Below are 18,286 nucleotides of genomic sequence, written 5' to 3'. Positions count from 1 at the left end.
CGGCCACCGGGACTCGCCGGTCGGGACGGTGACCTGCGACCTAACGTTCGAATCACGCATCCATCGCTGAAGGGATGATCCACGTGACCGCAACCGAGTCGGACGCCGTCCGCGCCATCGAGGCGGAGGCCGTCTCCTCCCGGTTCGCCCGGGGATGGCACTGCCTCGGGCTGGCCGAGACGTTCAAGGACGGCAAGCCCCACACGGTCCACGCCTTCGGGCAGAAGCTCGTGGTCTTCACCGGGGCGGACGGGAAGACGAACGTCCTGGACGGCTACTGCCGGCACATGGGCGGCGACCTGTCCCAGGGCACGGTCAAGGGGAACGAGATCGCGTGCCCGTTCCACGACTGGCGCTGGGGCGGCGACGGGCGCTGCAAGCAGATCCCGTACTCGCGCCGCGTCCCGCTGCGCGCCCGGACCGCCGCGTGGCCGACGATGGAGCAGGACAAGCTGCTGTTCGTCTGGAACGACCCGGAGGGCAAGCAGCCGCCGGAGGACGTGCGGATCCCGGTGATCGAGGGCGCGACCCGCGACGACTGGACCGACTGGCGCTGGACGGAGCAGGTGGTCCACACCAACGCGCGCGAGGTCATCGACAACGTCGTCGACATGGCGCACTTCTTCTACATCCACAAGTCGTTCCCGACGTATTTCAAGAACATTTTCGAGAACCAGACCGCCACGCAGATCATGAAGGGCGTGACCCGCGAGGACGCCCGGCGGGCGCGTGAGAGCAGCGGCGGCGGTGGCGGGCCGCGGATGCTCGGCAACACCTCGGTCGCGTCCTACCACGGCCCCTCGTTCATGATCGACGAGCTGACGTACCACTACGAGGGCTACGACCTGCACTCGGTTCTGATCAACTGCCACTACCCGATCGACGAGAACTCGTTCTCGCTGCACTCGGGCATCATCGTCCAGCACAGCGACGCGCTCCCGCCGGAGGCCGCCGAGGCCACCGCGGCGAAGCTGTCGGAGTTCATCCTCCTCGGCTTCCAGCAGGACGTCGAGATCTGGAAGAACAAGACCCGCATCGACAACCCGCTGCTGTGCGAGGAGGACGGGCCGGTCTACCAGCTGCGCCGCTGGTACGAGCAGTTCTACGTGGACGTCGCCGACGTCAAGCCCGAGATGACCGACCGGTTCGAGTTCGAGATCGACACGACCCGTCCGGTGGAGTCGTGGAAGAAGGAGGTCGAGGAGAACCTCGCGCGCAGCGAGGGGGCCTCGGCGTGACGTCCCGCCAGGACGAGCGGCTCCTGGACGGCCCGCTGCTCCCGGTCTCCTGCCGCCGCTGCGCCGCCGAGGTGCTGGTGCGCAAGTCGACCTGGGAGCAGACGAGCATCCAGTGGAACGCCGCCGCGCGGGCCGCGTGCGTGGGCATCCAGGACCCGCACGACACATGTCCGGCGCTGCGCTCGGCGATCCAGGAGGCGGCGCTGACCGGCTCCATCAAGGTCGTCGATGGGTGAGCTGACCGGACGGGTCGCGGTCGTGACCGGCGCGGGCGACGGCATCGGACGCGGCGTCGCCCGCCGCTTCGCCGCCGAGGGCGCCCGCGTCCTGGTGGCGGAGCTGAACGAGGAGACCGGCGCGGCGGTGGCCGCCGAGATCGGGGAGAACGCCCGGTTCGTCCGGACGGACGTGACCGATCGGGCCCAGGTCGAGGCCATGGTCGCCGCGGCGGTCGAGACGTGGGGCTCGGTGGACGTCCTGGTGAACAACGCCTGGGGCGCCGGGACCGTCGGCCGCGTCGAGACCAAGACCGATGAGCAGCTCGCCCGCGGTTTCGCGATGGGCTACTACGGCCCGCTGTGGGCGATGCAGGCCGCGTTCCCGCACATGAAGGCGCAGGGGTGGGGACGCGTCATCAACATGTGCTCCCTCAACGGGGTCAACGCCCACATGGGGACCCTGGAGTACAACTCGGCCAAGGAGGCCCTCCGGACGCTGACCCGCACGGCCGCCCGCGAATGGGCGCCGACCGGGGTCGTCGTGAATGCGATCTGCCCGGGCGCCAAAAGCGCGGCGTTCCGGCGGGTGGCGGCCGAGCACCCGGAGATCGAGGCCGCCGCCGACCGCGCCAACCCGATGGGCCGCCTCGGCGACCCGGAGACCGACATCGCACCGGTGGCGGTGTTCCTCGCGTCCGAGGGCGCCCGCTACCTCACCGGAAACACCCTGTTCGCGGACGGCGGCTCGCACATCAACGGCGTCGCCTGGACCCCGGACCTGGACGGAGAGCAATGATCGACGCATATGGCCCGTGGGCCGTCATCGCCGGCGGTTCGGAGGGGGTCGGCGCCGCGTTCGCACACCGCCTCGCCGACGCGGGCCTGAACCTGGTGCTGATCGCCCGCAAGCCCGGCCCGCTGGCGGAGACCGCCGCGGCCGTCCGGGCGAAGGGCGTGCAGGTCCGGACGGTCGAGCTGGACCTGATCTCCCCGGACCCGCTGAAGAAGGTCCGCGAGGTCACCGACGGCCTGGACGTCGGCCTGATGATCTTCAACGCGGGCGCGAACAGCTACGGGCACGAGTTCGTCACCGGCGACCTGGACCGCTTCCAGGGCGTCATCGACCTCAACATCACCGCGCAGCTCGCCTTCACGCACCACTTCGGCGCGCTGATGAAGGAGCGGGGCCGCGGCGGCCTGCTGCTCGTCGGCTCCCTCGCCGGGTACATGGGCCAGGCGCAGATCAGCATCTACTCCGCCGTCAAGGCGTTCGGCCGCGTGTTCGCCGAGGGGCTGTGGCTGGAGATGCGCGAGCACGGGGTGGACGTCCTGGAACTCGTCCTCGGCGTGACCCGCACCCCGGCGATGGAGCGCGCCGGCCTCAACATGGACATGCCGGGCCTGAACGTCGCCGAACCGGACGACATCGCCCGCGAGGGACTCCAGCACCTGAAGGACGGCCCCATCTGGGTCGCCGGCGGCAACTACGAGGCGGCGCAGAAGCGGGCGGGCTTCCCCCGCGACCGCAAGGTCCTCGGCGCCCACGAGGCCATGAAGCGGATGCTCCCCGACCCGTCCTAGCCTTCGTCCGCGCGTGCTGATCGCGGCCCAGGGGTTTCAGGAAGTCCTCCTGCCCCTGGGCCGCTCTGTTCGCGAAAGCCTGGAGATCGAGTCCTTCGCCGGGTGAAAGATCCGGGCGGTGTCCCGACATGTGCAGGGTGACCACCGACCAGAGGAGGCCACGTTGCGGAGGACGCCCCATGGATGAGGCCGACTTCGCGGCCGTTTACGCCGCGACCTGCAAACCGCTGCTCGGCTACGCGCTGCGCCGCTGCGACTCCCCCGAGGACGCGGCCGACGTCGTCGCCGAGACGTTCACGATCGCCTGGCGCCGCGCGGCCGACATGCCGGCGGGCGACGAGGCCCGGCTGTGGCTGTACGGGGTGGCGCGCCGCGTCCTCGCCAACCACCGCCGCGGCGTCGTCCGCCACGCGCTCAAGACGGCGGCGCTGCGCGCCGAACTGCCGCCCGTCCCGCCCGTGCGCGACGACTCGGCCGTCGCCGAGGTCTTCCGCGCCCTGCCGGACCGCGACCGGGAGGTCCTCGCCCTCCTCGGCTGGGAGGGCCTGTCCGTCACCGAGATCGCCACGGTGCTCGGCTGCTCCCGCAACACGGTGAGCATCCGCCTGCACCGCGCCCGCCGGCGCTTCGCGCGCGCCCTGCGCGCCGCGGGCATCGACCACCCGGGGCCGGCCGCGCCGTCCCGGCCCGTTCTGCATGGGAGTGAGCCCGCATGACGTCTTCGATCGACGAGCTCGTGGCGGGTCTGAACCCCGTGCGCGACGATGACATCACCAGCGAGCCGTCCGGTGCGGCCGCCCAGGCCCTGCTCGCCGCCATCACCACCGCGGAGGACCCGGCGCCCCGCCGCCGCCTCCCCCGGTTCGTCCGCCCGGCCATCGGCGTGGCGGTGGCCGGTGTCGCGGCCACGACCGTCCTCGTCCTGTCCGCGCAGGACTCCGGCCCGCTGCGAAGCTACGCCAACGCCGCCGTGCGGATCGACGTGGCGGACGGCGCGTACGAGGTGGAGGTCAAGGACGCCTTCGCCGGCCAGCGGGACTTCCAGGAGGCGTTCGCCAAGGTCGGCCTGCGGGTCAGGCTCCGCATCGTGCCGGTGTCGCCGTCGCGCGAACGCGACGTCATCAGCGTCGGCTCACTGCCGGCGCCGCCCGGGAAGAGCGTGTCGGCGGGCGGCGAGAGCGGGACGTTCACGACCGTCCTGAAGTGCCCGCCCGGCCAGGACGCCTGCCCGCTCAAGGTCCGGCTCAGCGGCCCGATGTTCCGGTCGCCGGGCGGCGAGATCGTCATCGGCCGCAAGGCCCGGCCCGGCGAGGTCTACGGGGACGCCCACCCGGCGCGGGGCGATCACCCGGCGAGCCTCCGCCTCACCGGCCGGACCGTCGGCCGGGCGCTCGCGGACCTGCGCGGGCGCGGGCTCACCGCGTCCTTCTCGATCGGCGACTTCAAGGCGGACGGCTCCGGCTTCATGCATAACCCGCCCGCGGGCTGGCGCCCCGATGACGGACGCCGCATCACCGGGGCCTGGGTGCGCAGCTCGGACTCGGTCGGCCTGCTGGTCGCCCCGGCCGAGGACGACCCGGAGCCGCAGCCGACCGGCTGACCCCCACCCGCGCGGCTTGACCTCAAGTTTGGTCGAGGTCCTAGCGTTCCTCGTGATCGACGACGAAGGGGGACGACCATGCGGGTCGCGGGATTCACCGAGCCGGGCGGACCGGACGTGCTGAAGGTGCTGGAACTTCCCGTGCCGGAGGCCGGGCCCGGCGAGGTCCGGGTCCGGGTGGCGGCGGCCGGGGTGCAGCCGTACGACCTGGCCATCCGTGAGGGGTGGTCGCCGCCGGGAACGCCGGAGGGCTTTCCGCGCGTCCCCGGCAACGAGTTCGCGGGCGTGGTGGACGAGGTGGGCGCGGGCGTCACGACGGTCCGGCTGGGCGATGAGGTGCTGGGCTTCTGCCGCCTCACCGCCTACGCCGAGTACGTCGTCGTCCCTGCCGACGCGGTGACGGCCAAGCCCGCGAGCATGCCGTGGGACGTGGCGGGCGGGTTCCCCGCCGCCGTCATGACCCCGCACATCGCGCTGGAGGAGATGGCGGTCGGGCAGGGCGACACCCTCCTCGTCCACGCGGCGGCGGGCGGTGTCGGGACGGTCGCCGTCCAGCTCGCCCGCATCGCCGGCGCGACGGTCATCGGCACCGCCCGCGAGGCCAACCACGACTACCTCCGCTCCCTCGGCGCGACCCCGGTCGCCTACGGGGACGGCCTGGAGGAGCGCGTCCGCTCCCTGGCGCCGGACGGCGTGGACGCCGCGCTGGACGGCGCCGGCGGCCACGCCCTGGACGTGTCCCTCGACCTGGTCAAGGACCGGTCCCGCATCTTCACGCTGGTCGACCATGCCCGCGCCGCCGGCCTCGGCGTCCGGACGGTCCCGCCCACGAAGCGGTCGGTGCACCGCGTGGCCGAGGCCGCGCGCTTCTACGACGAGGGCCGCCTGCGCATCCACGTGCGCGCGTCCTTCCCGCTGGATCGTGCCGCCGACGCCCACCGCGAGGTCGCCACCGGCCACGGCCGCGGCAAGGTCGTCCTCCTGACCTGACCGCGAACGGCGTCCGGGCGGTCAGCCGCGGTCGAGGTGCTCCTCGCCGAACCGCCCGGACGCCGCCAGGGTCCGCCGGGCCGCGAGCCCTTGACGCCGCATGTCCTCCAGCGAGACCAGGAACTCGCGGAACGTGCGGAACGACTCGGCCGGCTCCTCGCCCTCCACGTACGTCCACACCGGCGGGTCGGCCGGAGCGGCCGAGGCGTGCGGGATGTAGTACAGGACGTATCCCTGGTGCATGGCGATGACGAGCGCGTCGTCCAGCAGGGACGGGTCGAGGTCGTTCTCGGCGAGCAGTTCGGCCGCGTCCTGCCGCAGTTCGAGAAGGTCCCGGTAGGCCCAGTCGGTGCCCTGCATCAGCGGGTAGGGGCGCTTGCCCATCACCGCGAGGAAGTCCCGGTAGAGCGCGGGCAGCGCGACGACCCGCTGAGCCCGAGCGACGGCGGCGATCTCCTCGTCGGAGCAGCCGAGGAAGTCGCCGGGGCCGGCGAGTCCCTGCGCCAGCAGCCGGTCCCGGAACTGCACCACCGAGAACGCGTCACGACTCATTGGATCTCCACCGCCTGGCCGGCGCCGTCGAGAATGGACAGCAGGAATTCATGAAATGTCACATGGAGCCGCACGCGGTCGCTCCGTCGCTGAGCCGTGACGCCGCCTTGCGGAGGTCGGCCTCGCTGACCCGCAGTTCCTTCACGGCACCTCCCCGCCCATAAGGAGTCTAAATAGGGCATCAGACGTACACCACCACGAATCCGGCATTGCCGAGCAAACCAGCGCATCATGGCAGGGCAATGCGGCCCTTTGATCACATGCGCGGTGGCGGGGCGGTCAGACGATGCGGGTGCAGAGGGTCCGGCTGCCGAGGTCCCAGGAGACCCTCCTGCCACCGGACGGGCAGGCGCCGCTGGTGAACGCGGTGATCCGGAGCACGAAGTCGTACCCGCCCGGAGAGGGATCCCCGCACGGCCACACGGTCATCAGGTCACCGTTGCTGACAGAGACCGTGTCCTCCTCTGCACCCTCGGTGGCCAGGAGGCACTCGCCCGGACGAAACTGCCGCCGCACGCAGAGGACGATCTCGTTCCCTTCCTCGCCGTGGCTCCACCACAGTTCGCCGTCCAGGTCGCCGGGGCTCCCGTTCCTACAGCCGGAGGTTTCGTCGGCCACCCTGTAGACCTTCAGGTAGGCGTCCGAGCGGCCGCAGCCGACCGCGCGCGGCGTGCGCTTGTTCCACTCGCCGGACTCGTCGTAGTGGGCGTTCAGGCAGTCGCCGACCGAGATCTTCTCGAACACCTTGCGGACGGGGTCGGGGGCGGCGGAAGCGCTGTCGGACGCGCTCGCGGTCTCGGACGCCTGGGCGGTGGGCGTCGCCGGAGGAGTGGGGGACGACCTGGCGGTCGTGGCCGCGGCGGCGGGCGCGGTCGGTTCCTCCCCGTCGGACCCGACGGCCCAGACGGCGAAGGCGATCAGGAGGACGCCCACCACCGCAGCGGCGGCCGCGATCAGCGGGGGCTTCGGCCGTCCGAGCGACGGGATCCGCGGTGCGTCGACCGTCAGGGGCGCCAGCACGTCGGTCTCCGCCACGCGCGTGGCGATCATCGTGGTGACAGCCTCCGGCAGCACTGGGTCCCCGTCCCGCACGAGCGCGGCGCAGCGGTCGAGGAACTCCCCGGGACCGGGACGGTCGGCCGGATCTTTCGCCAGCCCCGCCCTGATCAGCGGGAGCAGCGGCTCGGGCACGCCGGTCAGGCCGGGGTCCTCGTTGACGACGCGGTAGCCGAGGGCCTCGATCGGGCCGTCCCCGAACGGCCGCCGGCCGGTGGCGGCGAAGGCCAGCACGGCAGCCAGGCAGAACACGTCGCTCGGCGGCCCGATCTCGCGACCCCGGAGCTGCTCGGGCGACATGAACCCGGGCGTACCGGCCACGCTGGTACGGGTGGTCTGCGACGTCGCGTCCAGCGCCCGGGCGATGCCGAAGTCGATGATGCGGGGGCCGTCCTGGGCGAGCAGCACGTTGCCGGGCTTGAGATCCCGGTGGACGACGTTGCGCTCGTGGATCGCCATCAGCCCTTCGGCGAGCCCCGCCCCGAGCCCGGCGACCGCCTTCTCGGAGAACGCACCGTGCGCGGTGACGGCCTCCTGCAACGACGGACCGGCGACGTACTCGGTCACGAGCCAGGGCGGATCGGCGCCGGTGTCGGCGTCCACCACGTGCACGGTGTGGATGCCCTCGACCCGCCGGGCCGCCGCGACCTCCTGCTCGAACCGCCGCCGGAACTCCGGGTCCTCGGCGAGATGCGGGTGGATCACCTTGACCGCGACCGGCCGTCCGCCCTTCGACCGGCCCAGATAGACCTGGCCCATCCCGCCCGCACCGAGCCGCGCCAGCAGCCGGTACTCGCCGACCTTTCGCGGGTCGCCCGCCCGCAGCGGTTTCAGTTTCTCGCTCGACACCCGCACGCCCTCCCGCACCGACTGGTGATCAGACTCGAACTTTTCCATAAAGGGCGGGCGGATGTCTGCCGCGTGGATCCAGTGCCCCTTCTCCATGGACTCGGGGACGCCCCCAATATCCTTCGCCGATCTCGGTGAGGAGATGGCGAGCGCGCAGAGCAGGCGCTCCAGCGAGCAGCAGTGCAAGGGGAAACGGTTCGGGCGCATCAAGTACCGCCTGAATTCCGGCGCCACCGTGTGCCTTCTCGATGACGACCTTCGGCAACGCGGCCGACGCCCGCGAGCATTTCGCCGGGGGAAGGCGAAGTACTCGGGGTACACGCCGATCGAGATGCCGAAGCTCGGCGATGACAGCCTCGCCTACCGGCGCAACGCCGGCGGCCTGACCGGCGCCTACCTCACGGCGAAGGTCGGCACGGTGGTCGCGACCGTCCTCGTGGAACGCGGCGGCTACGGGGTGACGCTCTCACAGACCGCGGAGAAGTTCGTCGACCGGATCCGCCAGGCCCAGGCGGGCCAGAAGCCCGGCGCTGGCCTACCCCGCTTTGAGCGGGTCATCGACTACCGGTAACCGCGCTTGAGCAGGTACTTGGCCCCGGCGTCGAAACCGTCCCGATCGAGCACTTCGAAACCGAAGGCGTCGGCGAGCCGGTCGGTGATGTTGAAGGCGGCACAGACCGCCAGCGCGTCCTGCACCTGCTTCGGTGAAGCCCCCGCAGCCAGCACTTTCCGCATGTCGTCAGCGCCGACCGTCCCGTCCCGGGTCAGCTTGCCGAGCATCCGCAGGGTCGCCCGCAGCGGCTCCTCGATGGGCGCCGCGTCCAGATCGGCCAGCACCGCCGCGACGCGCGACTCGTCCTGATACGCCAGCCTCGCGCACGCGCTGTGCGCGCCGATGCAGAACGCGGTGCCGTTCACCTCGGACACGTAGGCGGCCATCAACTCCCGGTCGCCCACCGACCATTCGGACGGCCCGCGCATCGCCTCCTGGGTGAACTCCTTGGCCCGGTCACCGTAGAAGTCGGGCCGGTAGAAGACCAGCTTGGCGGCGTCCGGCAGCGGACGCCCGGAGAACAGCCGGACGACCCCGAACAACACCTTGGTCTTCGGGCTGTAACCGCGATTGAGGATGTCAAGACGCATGATCCGGCCCCTCCCCCGCCGTCGCCTCGGCCAGGGCGGACAGCCCGGCCGCGTACAACCGGTCGGACTGCCCCACCGCAGCGCACACCACCAGCTCGAAGACCTGGTCCTCGCTGTACCCCGCCGCCGTCACCAGCGCCAGATCCGCCTCACTCACCTCCGAGGGCCTGTCGACGACCTTGCCGACGAGCATGTCCAGCGGCGGCGAGAGCCCCTCGTTCCGAAAGGCAAGCCCCCGCTGCTCCACAGAGGCCCGTCCGTCCCCCCGCAGCACCCGATCAACCAGCGCCCGGTGCGCGACTCGCTTCCTGTCCGTGTCCGACATGGCACCCTCGTCCCCTCCACAATCGACAATCGTCCTAACCAACAAGACGATTGCCACACCCCCGAACACGACACACCCGCAGAACAGGCAACGTGCCGCCGGATCCACCAAGCCGCGAAAGGGCATCGAGCACGCCAGGCAGATCCGCAGACCGCGGCGACAGATCGACACTCCGCGCACCCTCGACGAACTCGAATACCTGCAGGCTCCACCCCCGGCGTCGGTGGACCAGAGCATCCGGGGAGCCGGAACGGTCGGCACCAGCACACGGTTCGCCGCCCGCTCCCGGGTGAAGAGCCGCCAGGCAGGATCACCATCAGCGGCGCTTACCAGTACGAGCTTCGGCCCACTCACGGATCGTCCGAGCGGTCTCGGCAGTGACGTCGGAGTCGGCCACCCCATGCGGATCGAGCCACCGGTAGCCGGTGTGTTCGGTGCTCAGCACGATGGGGCTGCCGTCGTGAGCCAAGCCGAAGGTGTACTGGCGGGCCTTACGACCGGACCCGGAGACGTAGTCGAAGTGGGCGACGAAGCCGGGATCCAGGACGAGCGGTCCCGTCCAGCCGATCTCTTCGGCAAGTTCCCGTCTCAGCGCGGCAAGCAGGTCCTCGCCCGGCTCGACCCCGCCAGAGGGCAACTCCTCGATACCGGACATGAACGCGTCATTGATCGAACGACGCAGGATGAGCACGCGGCCACTGATGTGAACGACGGCTCCAACGACAAGCTTGGCGACACCGTCACGGTCGGCGTCTGCCTGCAACTGCCAGACATCCACGCCGGATCCCACACTCACCGCGTGAGCATAGCCCGGCACTCTGCAACCGAGAGTACGCAACACACCACATTCCGCCAGCGGATGCGACACAATCACTTCGTGCGGGACGAGGACCAGAACACCCTGCAGGGTGACTTCGGCGAAGCCTGGCTAGAGGCGGTCGCCGCCGGATGTGACCTCCTCCATGGTCGGCCGACCACTGTGGACCTCCAGAAGGCGGACGTGCAGCTCGTGTATCCAGGGACCGAACTGGGGACGTACTATCCGACGGTGAACGTCCAGGTGAAGACCACTATCGAGCTGCGCCAGCTTGCATCCGGCGACTACAGCTATGACCTGGACCTTGAGACGTACGAAGCACTCAGGCGCACCGACCACGCCATTGGTAGGGTTCTCGCGGTAATCGGCGTTCCTCGGGAAGGCGAGAAGGTGCGCCTTCACAGCGAAGGAACGCTCCTTTGCGGCCGGGGCGCATGGGTCTCACTCGAGGGCATGGAGCCTTCCAGTAACAGGACAAGCCAGGCAATACGCGTTCCCGCCGCAAATACCCTCGACCAGTCGGGGTTGTGCAGAATGCTCAAAACGCACGGGGTTCGGCGATCGACCCCGGTTCCTTCCATCAATATTTGGGAGCAGCCGTGAAGCGCGCGAACTCCGCCAGGGAGGAGGGTGCCACGAATGCCCCACCTCTCGCCGCATTCACGAATTACCTAACCAGTTCCGGCTGGATCGTCGAAGACTCCGACGAACAGACCAGCATGTGGCGCCTGCAACGCGGTGAACGTTTCGACAAAATCCGCGTTGTACTGCCGACGACCCAGCGCGTTCGCGATTACGGAGACCGGGTCGATGACGCGCTCAGGGCGCTCTCCTACGTTGAGCGGCGACTCCCCGAAGAGATCGCGGACGACATCAACTTCGGCGGTGCGGACAACGTGGCCGTCCGCCTGACACCTGACGCTCCGGCGGGCGAGGCGCCACTACTGCTGGCCTATTCCGCAATTTCCGCTCTCAAGAACTTCGTCGTGGGCTCCGCGGCTTCGTTGGACTACGATTCGCTGGTCCTTCCTCCGAGGCGGCCGCAGCGGGCGGAGGCCTACGCGTCCCAAGCAAGGCTGTCCACTCAGCCAGGGAGCTTCATACTGTCGCTGGCCCTGCCGCTGTCGGACATCTATGCGGAGGAGTCGGATGACTCAACTCTTCCTGGCCAGGACGCATTGGTGAACGTTCCACCGCAACCCTTCGGGCGTAAGGTGACGAACCGGATGCTGGCGACGACTCGAAAGGCCCAGCAGCTGGCGGAGGAGGTCAGCGAAGGCGACCGGCCGATCTCTTCGTTCGGTGAGTTCGCCCCGCATGCCCCCAACGCCACGGAACTGGCGGCACTGAGTTCGCTGGGCGGGCCGGACCACGATATCTATCAAATACGGTTCGCCAAGTCGCCATTGACCGGCGGAACCGCGGAGCCGGCAGTCCTTCGGGTCACCCCAGGGCAGCAGCGAATCCTCGGCGAAGCCGCCGACTACCTGCGAACCAAACAACCTAGAGCAGGAGTTACGGTCACCGGCCTAGTGGTCCGACTGTTCCGGGAAGGTGGCTTCGGACGTGGAGAGGCGGTCATTCAGGGAGTGGCCGACGATTCCGGCGAAGCCCGTAGATACAGAATCGAACTCGCGGAACTCGACTACAATGAAGCTTTAAGAGCGCACGCAAATGGACTACAAGTCACTGCCACTGGAGACCTGGACATCAGAGGTACCAGGCGGTCTCTTCGAAGGCTGACCTCGTTTGCCATCATCCCGGGTCTTGAGGACGAATCCTAGGTTTGCCCCGTAAGCAGGATGCAGTATGGCCGCCCATCTAAGTGAACGCGGTTCTGTTCCGGTCTGGGGTGGTAGGCAGTTACTGTCCGGGCGCGGGAGTCGAAGCAGATGCCGTCGTCTGTCAGGTGCGCGGCGAGCATGTCGTGTAGCCGTCCGGTCGCGGCAGTCGCGGCGGCGGAGTCTAGACGTTTCAGGGCTTCGTTGGTGCAGGTGAAGCCTCGGACCCATTCGAGCGCGGCGTCCACGCTCGGGCCGTAGTAGACCGGTTCGCGGACGTCGGTGATGGCGATGTCCGTGAAGCCGGCGGTTTTCAAGATCTCGCGGACGGTCGACGGATCGGAAAGCGAAAACGCATCCGGTCCCGCAGAATCGGGTGCCAGTGGTGCTTCCGGTTCTGTCAGGGCTCGGCGGATGGCGACGTCCCATTCGTTGTGCTCTGGAGCCTGCCAGACCAGCATCACGAGGCGACCGCCTGGGCGCAGTGCTCGTCCGATGTTGGCGAAGGCGGTCACGGGGTCGTCGAAGAACATCGTGCCGAATCTGCTCATCGCCAGGTCGAAGCGCTCTGGTGGGAAGCGGTGAACTTGTGCGTCGGCCAATTCGAAGGTCGCATTGTTGAGTCCTTCCGCGCGGGCCAGTTCGCGGGCGCGGGCGATCGCGGGCGCCGAGACGTCCACCCCCAACGCGCTTCCCTCACGGGCCGCTCGCGCGGCGTCGCGGGTGGTCTGTCCGGCACCGCAGCCGATGTCGAGGACGTGGTGGTGCGGCTGGACGGCGACCGCTCGGCGCAGCACCTCGTTGTATCGCCGCAGTTCAGCGTCATAGCCGCCGGTGCTTGGCTCGTTAGCCACGTCTCGCATCGCGCTCCTTTGATCACGTCCCGGGTTACTGACTGCCAAGCCTCGCGGCGCCATGCGGCTCAGACCTCGGGGAGGGTCGGATCGGGTGTCCAAGGTGCCGGTGCTGTGATGGCCCAGCGCTCGTGGTCCTGCCACTTTCCATCGATATAGAGGTAGGCGGGCGAAAGCCCTTCGTAGCGGAAGCCGAGCCGCTGGACCAGTGCCAAGGAGGCATTGTTCGCCGGCTGGATGTTGGCCTCCAGTCGGTGTAGTCGCAGTTCAGTGAAGGCGTGCTGTAGGGCGGCGGCGAGCCCTTCGGTCATGTAGCCCTGGCCGGCGGACGGTGCGAAGGCCGCATAACCGAGGGACGCCCCCTGGTAGCGGCCCCGGATGATCGAGTTGATGTTGACCATGCCGGCGGCTGCGCCGGTTTCCCGGATGCGCAGCAGAAAGCCCTGGTTGGTGCCGTCGTCGAAGCGGCGCATCCAAGCCTGGAACTCCTCCGCGGTCGCGGGCAGCCGCATCCACGGCCGGTGCAGTTCGGTGCTGGCCCGCACGAGCGAGCAGAACTCGTCTTGGTCGGAGCGTGTGAGCGGGCGCAGTTCGACCCGCGACGGCGTCTTGCGCATGAGCCAACGTTAGAGACAAAAGAGGCCAGACGAAGAGCATTGGACGTCGACGGCAGGGCATCAACACCGAAGCACATGCCGCACCCCTGGACTGGCCGCCCCCGGGCGGCGCCGGACCCAGGCCCGGGCCGTGCTCGACGCCTACGTCACCGCCCACCACCCCGAAGAACTCCGCAAGACGCAGGGCGACGGCGCTCAGGGCCATCGCACTCGGCGGCCATGGCGGTGGGGGCTCCGTCACCTTGTCCGGTGGGTGATCCAGGCTCGGCCCGCTTGCGCTGCACTGGCCCGGGAGGCGCGTATGCCCTCTTGCCCGTGCATGGCTTTGTATTCGCGGAACATCGTCCACAGCGCACCGAGGCCGGTGACCGCATCGGCCGGAGCCGCGTTCCAAGCGGGGTGTGCTGCAACGAGCGCTTCGGCTTGCGCGGGGCTGTGCCCTGCCTCGACCAGCCGAGGGACGAGCAGCGCGGCATCAATCCACGCCTCCCCCCGGCACGCGAAGGCCCAGTCGATGACGTGGACGTCATCGACTGCGGCGAGGAGGTTCCCGCTGTGCAAGTCGTAGTGCAGCAGCGTCTCCCCTTTCAGCGACTCCGCCGACAGTCCTTCGAGCGCCTCGGCATACATCCGCCACCACGACTCCTGCGGCTTCATCCCCAACAACTCAGCTGCGACCCTATGAAGCAAATCCAGGTTCACCGTCACGCACGGCAGCATGTCGCCCGCCGTTCCGAGCCGCACCAGGGTGTCGATCACGCCTGGCAGGTCCGGAGACCCGGGTGACAGGTCGGCGCTTCGCGCGCCATCGATGTACTCGAACACCAGCAGGTGCCAACCGCCGATGTCGGCGCACCACAGCATTCGAGGGGCCGGGACGGACGGGGCGAGGGCAAGGTTCGCCGCTCGCTCGCGCCGGTAGAGGCGAGCGGCGGGATCGTCGGCTGGAACGCCCTTGAGGAAGATGCTGCCGCTTTCCACACGAAGCTTCGCCGCCACCCCCGGCATGCTGCCCCGCTCCGCGGCCTCAGCCTTGAGCACCGTCCCCCAACGGGTCTCCACGGCTGCCAGCACCTCACCGGGGAGGTCCTCCCACCGCCGTTTCCTCACGCTATATCGCCTTCGGGGAGTCGTGGCAGCCCTGATAGCACTGGCTGCAGTCACCGGCCGTTTCCCAGAGGACTGGGTCGACGGGCAACCCAGCCTGCTCCATGGCGGCCACGGTAGCCCGGATGCCGGCCCCTCGGGTGTGGTTGTCACCCTGGTCGTCGGGCGTGTGGTGGATGAACCGACCCGCGACGCGGTGGCAGAATTCGGCGTACTCGCTGGTGTAGAGGACGAAGGCGTGCCATCCCACGTCCACGGCCTTCGAGGGGGCCAGCCCGGCGCCGGGGTTGAGAGCACAGGCCGTCAGGAACGCCAACGCCTGCGTCAGGACGCGCTCGGCCTCATCGGTGGTGACGTGCCGTTCGTGGACGATCCGGGCAACCAGCCGGTCGAAGAGATCGGTGCTGATCAGCGTCCTCGGGTCAGTGAAGACTGGGAATGGATGCGCTGCCGTTACGGACATGGACTGCTCCTCGTCTTGAGCGGCGGGCGGCGGTCTGCAGCCATCCCACCTGCGAAACTCCACAACGAGAACGCTAGAAAGCCCATCACCGACCACGCCAGTGGCTTGCGTGAGCTTGCGCACGACCTTAGAGAGCCGCGATCGCCGCCGTGATCAAACTGCGGGCGGCCCGGCCGTGCACCGCCATCGAGGAGAGCTCGGAGAAGGTCCTCCGGTACAGGTCGAGTTCACCGGCCTGCCGTACCGTGATCTTGGCGGATACGGTCTCGATCACAACCTGCTCCTCGTCCAGTATCCAGAATCCTTCGACCGGCCACATGTCACGGAGAACAGAGAACGGAATAATCCCGAGTGCCACGGACGGCAAAGTCATGATGTCGAGCAGATGACCCAACTGCCCGGCCATCACATCAATGTCTCCGAGACTCGTACGTAGGACCGACTCCTCAATGACGACCGCGAACCGGTGGCCGCCGTCATAAAGCAGTCGCTGCCGCTCGACCCTGGCCTTCGCCGCCTCCTCTCCGGCATCCGGAAGTGCAAAGAAGTCGGCTATTCGAGCAAGAAGCGCACTTGCATAGCCCTCGGTCTGCAAAAAGCCCGGCACGACGCCAGGCTCGTAGATCCGGAAATTTGCAGTCTGTTCCCACAACGGCATCACGGCATCCTGCAACCGCTTCAAGCCACCACGCTGCGTACGCCGCCACTCCACGTATGCGGAATCGAGTTGGCGGTTGATGGACACGAGTTCCGCCACAACCCGCTCATCTACCCCGCACGCCGCGCACCATGCCTTGATGTCCGCATCCGCCACGGCCTGTTTACCACTCTGCATTCGGCTGCACTTGGACTCATGCCAGCCGCATGCGGCCGCCACCGCACGGGCCGACAGACCGGAATCCAGGCGGATCTCCCGCAGCCGAGCGGCCAGAGCCTCGCGGGCCTGCTGGACAGACGATGAAGGGTGGGTTGACATGGATGGACGTCAGGAGGGCCGATACTCACTGTGGTCGATCGCTCGCTCCCACACCGCCGCGAAAGCAGTGGAGCACAATGTGACCAGAGATCGATCGCGGGTCACTTCATTACCAGCCCACTCACCGTCACCAGAGAAATGGTTCCACACGAGAACGGCGGAATCAAATACCCAAAAATCGGTCGGCGGCGTCACAAGGCCGGCGGTCCGTTGGCGAGGCAGCCACCGCACCTGCTCTCCCGCCATCAAATTGACCGGAGCCGTACATTCCCATAGCCACCGACTGTAATCAGAGAGCGGCTCAGTAACAATCCGCGCCCGCTGGACATCAACCCCTCTTGCAACCGCCTTGCCAATGGTTGAAATCCACCACTCATCATTGGAATCTGTGGACACGGTTCCACTTTCGAGCCACTTCCCGAAAGAAGCGTCCGCCATGTAGACGTCACGCAACTCCAGGTGAACGGCGGAATCGGTCGCTGCGGCGAGAAGGTCTTCAAACCTCTCGTTGGTCAGCGGCGTCCCCATCGAGCGCCTCCAATGCCTTCAATATCATCGGCTTCATACGCGCGGGAACACGTACCGAAGACTCGTTCTCAGCCGTACGGCTGTAGGACGAGATCTCAGCCAGCACGGCCGCATCAATCTCCGTCCACCCCTGGATGACGAGTTCGCCCCTCGCACGGTCCAGGAAGATGGCGGGCGAGCCCTGGTTCTTGCTGGTGTCGTCCTTGCCGTAGAACTCCAGAGCCATACTGACCTACGGCACCCGCGCATGCATCGGCTTGCATGCAACTGAACTGATCCTCCGCTTCGCGGCCTCCAGCGGTCAAGCGTCCGGCAGACGACGCAGCGAAGCGCTCACCACAATGGGACGGGAGAGTCACCTCCAAGACCGGTGCTCGGTCCGCATGATTCTCGTCTTCGCCCAAGACCAGACCGAGATCTTCCTGGGTGGCCGGGGACGAGGCGACCACCGAGCGAAGCTTGCTGCGCTGAGTAGCGGGCCGTGAGGGACAAGGTGGCTGGACGACGAGCAGCGGACGCCGCCGGCAGGACATCAAGGCTTACCCCAAGCTCGCGTCTCGCAGATCGAAGACGGCGACGTTGACATCACCGTGGGCGTCGACGCTCGATCAAGGTCGCCTGACAGCAGTCTCGCACAGGCACGGCGACCCGCAGTTACGCCTGTCACGCCTGAACAGGCAAGCGCATTACGACGCGCGGCCTGGTGCAGGCGTCGGACGACGGGCGCCCATGCCTGCGCCCCAGTGAGACCAGGCATCGTGGGACGCCACCGCGTCCCCGGCGAGCCACGCTCATATCAAGCACGGCAACCGCCCCCTCGATCGTCGATTCGAAATCGCCACGCGCGTTAACTTCGGATCTTGGCGGATGCGTCTACCTGCGGCTTTGGCGCCTGGGTTAACATCGCCCCTCATGCAGCATCGTTCCCGCGCCTGGGTTCGGCGGCGGCTGCGGTCGCTCGCTGGGCTGGAGTTGTTCAACGTGCCGTTGCAGGCCGCGGTCTGGTTCGGTGTTGTCGGGTTGCCGATGACGGCGGCGAACGTGGTGGGTTTCGCACTGTTCGCGGCCCTGCTCGTGGTGGGGGCCGGGTATTGGTTGGCCAAGCTCCGGCAGATTTCCGGTCCTGGCGCGTCCTTGCCGGGCGCAAGGGTCTTCGTGGTCGCCCGCATCGCCATTGCTCTGCTTCTCGCGGTCGGGGTGTTGGCTCTCGTCGGGTGGGTGATCGCCGTTCCGGGGGCGGGCAGCTGGCCGGGGCTGGGCTTCGGGCTGTTCGCGGTGCTGGAGTACGTGAACTACTTCCACGTCCAACTCATGTACGACACGGCCGAGGACGTCCGCTACCTGCGCTCGCACGGCCTGCGCCGCGCACACCTGGCCCGCGACCTCGCCGTCCACCAAAGGTCCCGTCAGCGTGGTCGCGAGACGGCGTTCGACGCCGCAAAGGAAACGTCTAACCAGCGCTAACCTCGGGCTTTCACCGGGCGGCGGGTCGAGAGTGACCGTTTAGACAAGAAAAGTGCTCCCGAGCTGGGAGGATAGGGCTTGTCGAGAGTCCTGTCCGCACCAGTCCGAAAGCACTTTTCACGTGAAG

23 protein-coding genes are annotated in these 18,286 nt (G+C 68.3%); 11 read left to right on the top strand and 12 right to left on the bottom strand.

The annotated features are described in order from the left end of the window. Nucleotides 1-74 precede the first annotated feature (74 nt). The 7 genes from E1284_RS08830 (at nucleotide 75) to E1284_RS08800 (ending at nucleotide 5,627) form a co-directional block, all read left to right on the top strand. Entirely contained in the window at nucleotides 75-1,238 is a 1,164-nt protein-coding gene (locus E1284_RS08830) for a 3-ketosteroid-9-alpha-monooxygenase, oxygenase component (RefSeq protein ID WP_131938522.1), read from the top strand. Then, the gene (locus E1284_RS08825) at nucleotides 1,235-1,474 is read left to right on the top strand and encodes a ferredoxin (RefSeq protein ID WP_131938521.1); all 240 of its coding nucleotides are present in this window, start codon (nucleotides 1,235-1,237) and stop codon (nucleotides 1,472-1,474) included. The genes E1284_RS08830 and E1284_RS08825 overlap by 4 nt, the downstream gene beginning before the upstream one ends. Continuing rightward, complete coding sequence (locus tag E1284_RS08820; protein WP_131938520.1) at nucleotides 1,467-2,252, top strand: SDR family NAD(P)-dependent oxidoreductase; 786 nt, start codon at nucleotides 1,467-1,469, stop codon at nucleotides 2,250-2,252. The genes E1284_RS08825 and E1284_RS08820 overlap by 8 nt, the downstream gene beginning before the upstream one ends. After that, on the top strand, nucleotides 2,249-3,037 hold the full coding sequence (locus tag E1284_RS08815; protein ID WP_131938519.1) for an SDR family NAD(P)-dependent oxidoreductase: 789 nt from the start codon (nucleotides 2,249-2,251) through the stop codon (nucleotides 3,035-3,037). The genes E1284_RS08820 and E1284_RS08815 overlap by 4 nt, the downstream gene beginning before the upstream one ends. A 179-nt stretch (nucleotides 3,038-3,216) precedes the next feature. After that, nucleotides 3,217-3,753, top strand: coding sequence for an RNA polymerase sigma factor (locus tag E1284_RS08810; RefSeq protein WP_131938518.1), 537 nt, complete (start codon nucleotides 3,217-3,219; stop codon nucleotides 3,751-3,753). Next, nucleotides 3,750-4,637, top strand: a complete 888-nt coding sequence (locus E1284_RS08805; protein WP_131938517.1) for a hypothetical protein — start codon at nucleotides 3,750-3,752, stop codon at nucleotides 4,635-4,637. The genes E1284_RS08810 and E1284_RS08805 overlap by 4 nt, the downstream gene beginning before the upstream one ends. A 78-nt stretch (nucleotides 4,638-4,715) precedes the next feature. After that, a complete protein-coding gene (locus E1284_RS08800; protein ID WP_131938516.1) occupies nucleotides 4,716-5,627 on the top strand; it encodes an NADP-dependent oxidoreductase in 912 nt (303 codons plus the stop codon). Nucleotides 5,628-5,648: 21 nt separating this feature from the next. Here E1284_RS08800 and E1284_RS08795 read toward each other — a convergent pair whose 3' ends face one another. Together E1284_RS08795 and E1284_RS42405 are read right to left on the bottom strand one after the other, a co-directional pair. Beyond that, the gene (locus E1284_RS08795) at nucleotides 5,649-6,179 is read right to left on the bottom strand and encodes an SMI1/KNR4 family protein (RefSeq protein ID WP_131938515.1); all 531 of its coding nucleotides are present in this window, start codon (nucleotides 6,177-6,179) and stop codon (nucleotides 5,649-5,651) included. Between the two features lie 279 nt (nucleotides 6,180-6,458). Further along, nucleotides 6,459-8,084 (bottom strand): serine/threonine-protein kinase, encoded by a 1,626-nt coding sequence (locus tag E1284_RS42405; RefSeq protein ID WP_207923644.1) that lies wholly within the window; start codon nucleotides 8,082-8,084, stop codon nucleotides 6,459-6,461. Nucleotides 8,085-8,226: 142 nt separating this feature from the next. Here E1284_RS42405 and E1284_RS08785 point away from each other — a divergent pair, with 142 nt between their 5' ends. After that, complete coding sequence (locus E1284_RS08785) at nucleotides 8,227-8,655, top strand: hypothetical protein (protein WP_131938514.1); 429 nt, start codon at nucleotides 8,227-8,229, stop codon at nucleotides 8,653-8,655. Here E1284_RS08785 and E1284_RS08780 read toward each other — a convergent pair. The 3 genes from E1284_RS08780 to E1284_RS08770 all read right to left on the bottom strand — a co-directional run bounded on the left by E1284_RS08780 (nucleotide 8,646) and on the right by E1284_RS08770 (nucleotide 10,348). Continuing rightward, nucleotides 8,646-9,227 carry a carboxymuconolactone decarboxylase family protein gene (locus tag E1284_RS08780; protein ID WP_131938513.1) on the bottom strand — a complete coding sequence of 194 codons (582 nt, stop codon included), beginning with the start codon at nucleotides 9,225-9,227 and terminating at the stop codon, nucleotides 8,646-8,648. The two genes, E1284_RS08785 and E1284_RS08780, sit on opposite strands and share 10 nt — an antisense overlap. Then, a complete protein-coding gene (locus E1284_RS08775) occupies nucleotides 9,217-9,552 on the bottom strand; it encodes a hypothetical protein (protein ID WP_131938512.1) in 336 nt (111 codons plus the stop codon). Before E1284_RS08775 ends, E1284_RS08780 begins: the two co-directional genes overlap by 11 nt. 316 nt (nucleotides 9,553-9,868) lie before the next feature. After that, a complete protein-coding gene (locus tag E1284_RS08770; RefSeq protein ID WP_207923643.1) occupies nucleotides 9,869-10,348 on the bottom strand; it encodes an NUDIX domain-containing protein in 480 nt (159 codons plus the stop codon). Between the two features lie 81 nt (nucleotides 10,349-10,429). Here E1284_RS08770 and E1284_RS08765 point away from each other — a divergent pair, with 81 nt between their 5' ends. Both E1284_RS08765 and E1284_RS08760 read left to right on the top strand, forming a co-directional pair. After that, nucleotides 10,430-10,972 carry a DUF4365 domain-containing protein gene (locus E1284_RS08765; protein ID WP_243714349.1) on the top strand — a complete coding sequence of 181 codons (543 nt, stop codon included), beginning with the start codon at nucleotides 10,430-10,432 and terminating at the stop codon, nucleotides 10,970-10,972. Beyond that, the gene (locus E1284_RS08760) at nucleotides 10,969-12,153 is read left to right on the top strand and encodes a hypothetical protein (RefSeq protein ID WP_131938511.1); all 1,185 of its coding nucleotides are present in this window, start codon (nucleotides 10,969-10,971) and stop codon (nucleotides 12,151-12,153) included. Before E1284_RS08765 ends, E1284_RS08760 begins: the two co-directional genes overlap by 4 nt. Here E1284_RS08760 and E1284_RS08755 read toward each other — a convergent pair. The 7 genes from E1284_RS08755 to E1284_RS08725 form a co-directional block, all read right to left on the bottom strand. Beyond that, entirely contained in the window at nucleotides 12,150-13,013 is an 864-nt protein-coding gene (locus E1284_RS08755; protein WP_131938510.1) for a class I SAM-dependent methyltransferase, read from the bottom strand. The genes E1284_RS08760 and E1284_RS08755 overlap by 4 nt on opposite strands. Nucleotides 13,014-13,072: 59 nt before the next feature. Continuing rightward, the gene (locus E1284_RS08750) at nucleotides 13,073-13,621 is read right to left on the bottom strand and encodes a GNAT family N-acetyltransferase (RefSeq protein ID WP_131938509.1); all 549 of its coding nucleotides are present in this window, start codon (nucleotides 13,619-13,621) and stop codon (nucleotides 13,073-13,075) included. Between the two features lie 237 nt (nucleotides 13,622-13,858). After that, nucleotides 13,859-14,695 carry a phosphotransferase family protein gene (locus tag E1284_RS08745; protein ID WP_165965183.1) on the bottom strand — a complete coding sequence of 279 codons (837 nt, stop codon included), beginning with the start codon at nucleotides 14,693-14,695 and terminating at the stop codon, nucleotides 13,859-13,861. Between the two features lie 37 nt (nucleotides 14,696-14,732). Then, nucleotides 14,733-15,191, bottom strand: a complete 459-nt coding sequence (locus tag E1284_RS08740; RefSeq protein ID WP_131938507.1) for a glycine-rich domain-containing protein — start codon at nucleotides 15,189-15,191, stop codon at nucleotides 14,733-14,735. Between the two features lie 127 nt (nucleotides 15,192-15,318). Then, a complete protein-coding gene (locus E1284_RS08735) occupies nucleotides 15,319-16,167 on the bottom strand; it encodes a helix-turn-helix domain-containing protein (protein ID WP_131938506.1) in 849 nt (282 codons plus the stop codon). A 9-nt stretch (nucleotides 16,168-16,176) separates the two neighbouring features. Then, on the bottom strand, nucleotides 16,177-16,695 hold the full coding sequence (locus E1284_RS08730; RefSeq protein WP_131938505.1) for a DUF6879 family protein: 519 nt from the start codon (nucleotides 16,693-16,695) through the stop codon (nucleotides 16,177-16,179). Beyond that, a complete protein-coding gene (locus tag E1284_RS08725; RefSeq protein WP_131938504.1) occupies nucleotides 16,664-16,921 on the bottom strand; it encodes a hypothetical protein in 258 nt (85 codons plus the stop codon). Before E1284_RS08725 ends, E1284_RS08730 begins: the two co-directional genes overlap by 32 nt. Before the next feature lie 686 nt (nucleotides 16,922-17,607). Between E1284_RS08725 and E1284_RS08720 the strand changes: the two genes are divergently transcribed. Then, nucleotides 17,608-18,159 carry a hypothetical protein gene (locus E1284_RS08720; RefSeq protein WP_131938503.1) on the top strand — a complete coding sequence of 184 codons (552 nt, stop codon included), beginning with the start codon at nucleotides 17,608-17,610 and terminating at the stop codon, nucleotides 18,157-18,159. The last annotated feature ends 127 nt before the right edge of the window (nucleotides 18,160-18,286 follow it).

This window comes from Actinomadura bangladeshensis (assembly GCF_004348335.1).
Taxonomy (GTDB): domain Bacteria; phylum Actinomycetota; class Actinomycetes; order Streptosporangiales; family Streptosporangiaceae; genus Spirillospora; species Spirillospora bangladeshensis.
This window is presented reverse-complemented; position numbering and strand designations above follow the sequence as displayed.